This window comes from Blautia intestinihominis (assembly GCF_040096655.1).
In the GTDB taxonomy this organism is placed as follows: domain Bacteria; phylum Bacillota; class Clostridia; order Lachnospirales; family Lachnospiraceae; genus Blautia_A; species Blautia_A intestinihominis.
Genome location: NZ_JBBMEI010000129.1, coordinates 1 through 4,767, shown reverse-complemented (window position 1 = coordinate 4,767; position 4,767 = coordinate 1). Strand labels below are relative to the sequence as shown.

Genomic DNA, 4,767 nt, shown 5'->3' with positions numbered 1-4,767 from the left:
AGAGTAACAAGATACACAAAAGACGGAAAGATCCAGTTAACAGCACAGGGCAGAACCGGAAACACCAATGTAACCATCCGGCTTGCCGGCGGAGCAGTAAAACGAATCAACGTGAAAGTTCAGAGCGGAGCTGTAAAAACAACTGCAATAAGAGTATCCTTCACAAAAGCTACCCTTAAAGCAGGAACAAAGAAAACAATATCTACCACAGTAACGCCATCAACTTCACAGGAAAAAGTAACCTACACAACCTCCAACAAAAACATAGCAACAGTCACTGCCAATGGCATAATCACAGCCAGAAAACGAGGAACCGCAAAGATCACCGTCAAATCTGGAAGTAAGAAACAGAGCATTACCATTACTGTAAAATAACAACTCAAAAGAATTGCCCCAAAACGCAAGCCATAGGATTGACTTGCGTTTTGAGGCAGAAAAATTTATTTGATATTTTTTGAAAAGTTGTTGATGATTTAAAATTTATGTGCTAGTCTAGTTATAGATCGTAGGAAGGCGTGGGCAATGCCTGAATCCAAATATTCCATTGGCGGGTAGGTAGCTAAGAAAATAGCTGCCTATTTTAAATGAGTTTTAATGCAATGAGCATTCTAAATACTGGTTTTGGGGCTTACTTAGTATAGAATAAAGATGAAGTAGAAGCTGACAGTTACGAGAGATGACTGTCGGCTTTGTTTTTCAGGAAAAAATAAGACAATATATGTATTTATTGTTGATAATAGTAAAAATATATACTAAAATTAAACTAGTATGTACCATACAGATAAAGAAGGAGGTATTTTGCAAATGAGAAAGAAAATAAAAAAATGGTTTAGCTGCATGATAGCAGCTGCAATGGTAATGTCCACAGTAAATCTACCAGTAGATACATTTGCCAGTGATTTTTCTGATGGAGTGGAAATTTCAGTGGAGGATGAAATTGAAGAAGATACACCGGATGTGACTGCGGATGGTGACGAGGTGGAAACGGATGTCTTTTCTGATGAGGAAAAAGAAAATATTGAGGATGTGGATATAAGTGATAAAACTGAAAATGAAATTTCAGATAAAGTAGAAACCGAAGATGAAGAAGTGTTTTCTGATCATATGGATGAAATTGTGGAGGATGAAGCTGTAGCGGTAGGAATATCACAATCTGAATTTAATAATAAACTCAATGAACTGAGAGGTCGTTATCCAAATTACAGTGTATGGAATGATTGGTTTGATGGGGGACATCAATGTTTTGGATTTGCCAGATTAATAGGCTATAATGTTTTTGGCTCTATGCCGTCAACTTGGGGGAAAACATATAGTATTAATGATGTAAAAGCAGGCGATTTAGTACAGTATGGCAATACCAGTGGATCAGGTCATACTATTTTTGTTACGAATGTTTCAGGAGATACAATTACTTTCGTAGATTGTAATGGAAACGGAAATTATAGTAATGGAACAAAAGTCAGAAGTAATGGTGTAAAGTGGGATAATACAATCAAGAAAGGTGCAAAAATATGGAATAAATACTCTTTTAGTTATATTATATCTTCTCCGGGGATTGGTCCAGACCCGACACCAACACCATCGCCATCCCATGTAGATGTAGGAACCAATTTCTATGCATATCTGATCAATACAGCGACCTGGCTGCATGCAACAAATGACGATTCGGGAAATGTCAGTGTACGTAAATTACAGTATACTTCAAACCAGACCTGGTATTTTGAGCGGCAGGGTGATGGAAGTTATAAGATTACATCCTGCAAAGATGGACGCTGTATGGAAGTACATAACTTTGAATCCGCAAATGGGACAAACGTGGAGATGAACGGCTGGAATGGAAATACGGCACAAAGATGGTTTATCTACGGAAGTTCAGGGGAATATAAATTAAAAGCGGCATGTGGAAATAACGCACTTGATATGAGGGGCGGACCAGACGAAGCTACGGATGGAACAAATCTTAACATGTGGGAAGACAATGGGACGGCAGCGCAGAAATTCCAGATATGGAAACTGGAACCAAATCTGGGAACAACAGCAGCATCCGTAGAAAAGTACGGTGATGCAGATGGAAATAATGTAAAGATTTCATGGAATTCCTGTAATAATGCGACGGGATATGATATCCGTATTTTTAATGAAAGCGAAACGGAAGTCGTACAGACATTCTGGAACGTCCAGGGTACCAGCTGTCTGGCGAAACTGGCAAGTGGGACTTATCGTGTAAGAGTATATACACTGAACAGCCAATTCAATGCCTGGAAAGAGGGAGAAACAAGAAGTTTTACCTGCGGCAATAATCTTGGAAAGGGATTTTATGCATATCTGATCAATACAGCAACCTGGCTGCATGCGACAAATGATGGAGGAAATGTAAATGTAAAGAAATTAGATTACAGTCCAAACCAGATCTGGTATTTTGAGCTGCAAAGCGATGGAAGCTATAAGATCACATCCGCAGAGGATGACCGCTGTATGGAAGTACATAACTTTGAATCCGCGAATGGAACCAATGTGGAGATGAATGGCTGGAACGGAAATACGGCACAGAGATGGTTTATCTATGGAAGTTCAGGAGCATATAAACTGAAAGCGGCATGTGGAGAGAATGCACTTGATATGAAAGGCGGACCGGAAGCTGCCACGGATGGAACAAATCTCAATATGTGGGAAGATAACGGGACAGATGCACAGAAATTTTCGATATGGAAACTGGATGATATCAAAGATACTATTAGGAATAAGACGATAGAACTGGAATACTCTGAATGTGTCTATACTGGAAAAGAATGTACGCCGGAGATATCGGTGAAAAAAGATTCCACGAAACTGGTGAAGGATACTGATTATAGGGTAAGTTACGAGAATAATGTAAAAGTTGGAACAGCGACAGTTACAATTCTGGGAATTGGGAAATATACTGGAAGAATAAAAAAACAGTTTAAGATCAACAAAGCATCCCAGAACCTGACAGTCTCCATTGATAAGACAGACCTCGCAATAGGAGAAACGGCACAGATCAAGACGAGTGGACAGGGAAAGATCACCTATAAATCCAGTGCGGAAGATAAGGTGACAGTCAGCAGTACTGGTGTAATTACAGGAAAACAGGCGGGTGATGCAACGATCACGATCACCGCGTCTGGAACAGAGAACTATAACAGTGCAGCTAAAGAGTTGCTAATTCATGTGTTGAAGGACTGTGTGGGAAATAAACATACCTGGGATTCTGGAAAGATTACAAAACAGCCAACCTGTACAGAGGATGGAAAAAAGACTTACACCTGTACAACCTGCGGAACTGTCAGAACAGAGATCCTTCCAGCCACCGGACATACTTGGGACAATGGAAAAATAACAAGAGAAGCAACCTGTATAACAGATGGACAGAAGACCTATACCTGCACAATCTGTAAAAATACAAAAACAGAAAGCATCAGCAAGACAGGACATAAAGAAGTAAAAGATGTAGCAGTATCAGCAACCTGCGAGAATACTGGTAAGACAGAAGGAAGCCACTGCAGCGTCTGCGGTACAATAATTAAGAAACAGGAGACAATACCAGCTACGGGTCATACCTGGGATTCTGGAAAAGTTACGAAACAACCAACCTGCACAACAGATGGACAGAAGACCTATACCTGTACGATCTGTAAGAAAACAAAAACAGAAAACATCAGCAAAACCGGCCACAAAGAAGTAAAAGATGCGGCAGTGTCAGCAACCTGTGAAAACACCGGAAAGACGGAAGGAAGCCATTGCAGCGTCTGCAACACAGTGCTCAAAAAACAGGAAACCCTTCCGGCAACAGGACATACCTGGGACGGCGGAAAAGTAACCAAAGCAGCGACCTGCACAACAGATGGAGAAAAAAACTACACCTGCACAACCTGTCACAAGACCAGAACCGAAAGCATTCCAAAAACGGGCCATACAGAAGTGAAAGATGCAGCGACACCAGCAACCTGTGAAAACACCGGAAAGACAGAAGGAAGCCACTGCAGTGTTTGCAACACAGTGCTCAAAAAACAGGAAACTCTTCCTGCGCTCGGACATACCTGGGATAGCGGAAAAGTAACCAAAGTAGCGACCTGCACAACAGACGGAGAAAAAAACTACACCTGCACAACCTGTCACAAGACCAGAATCGAAAGTGTTCCGAAAACGGGTCATACAGAAGTGAAAGATGCGGCAACACCAGCAACCTGCGAGGATGCAGGAAAAACCGAAGGAAGTCACTGCAGTATCTGTGGAACTGTAATTAAAAAACAGGAAACCATTCCTGCACTCGGACATACCTGGGACAGCGGAAAAGTAACCAAAGCAGCGACCTGTACAACAGACGGAGAAAAAACCTACACCTGCACAATCTGCCAGAAAACCAGAACGGAAACCATTCCAGCTACCGGACATACCGAAATCACAAAATTTGCAAAAAAAGCAACCTGTGAAACAGAAGGTTATACCGGTGATATATACTGCAACAACTGTGGAGAAATGCTCAAAGAAGGAAAAGTCATCGAGAAACTTTCCCACGACTGGAAACAGACTGGAACCAAAAAGGCAACCTGCACCGCCAGCGGCGAAAATACTTACACCTGCATCCGCTGCAACAAAACCAAAACAGAACAGATCCCGGCGACCGGACACAAATGGAGCACCTGGTGGAAACTTTCCGATGCAACAGTCTTCAAACCACAGAAACAGCAGAGAACCTGCAGCCTGTGTCATATTTCACAGACCAGAGACTATGGAAGCAAACTCAAA

Annotated in this window: 2 protein-coding genes; both read left to right on the top strand. The window is 41.6% G+C overall.

The window, feature by feature from the left end; translation table 11 throughout:
* A partial coding sequence (locus tag WMO75_RS18805; RefSeq protein WP_349078734.1) for an Ig-like domain-containing protein occupies nt 1-375 on the top strand: 375 nt, incomplete at its 5' end.
* Between the two features lie 429 nt (nt 376-804).
* A partial coding sequence (locus WMO75_RS18800) for an RICIN domain-containing protein (protein ID WP_349078732.1) occupies nt 805-4,767 on the top strand: 3,963 nt, incomplete at its 3' end.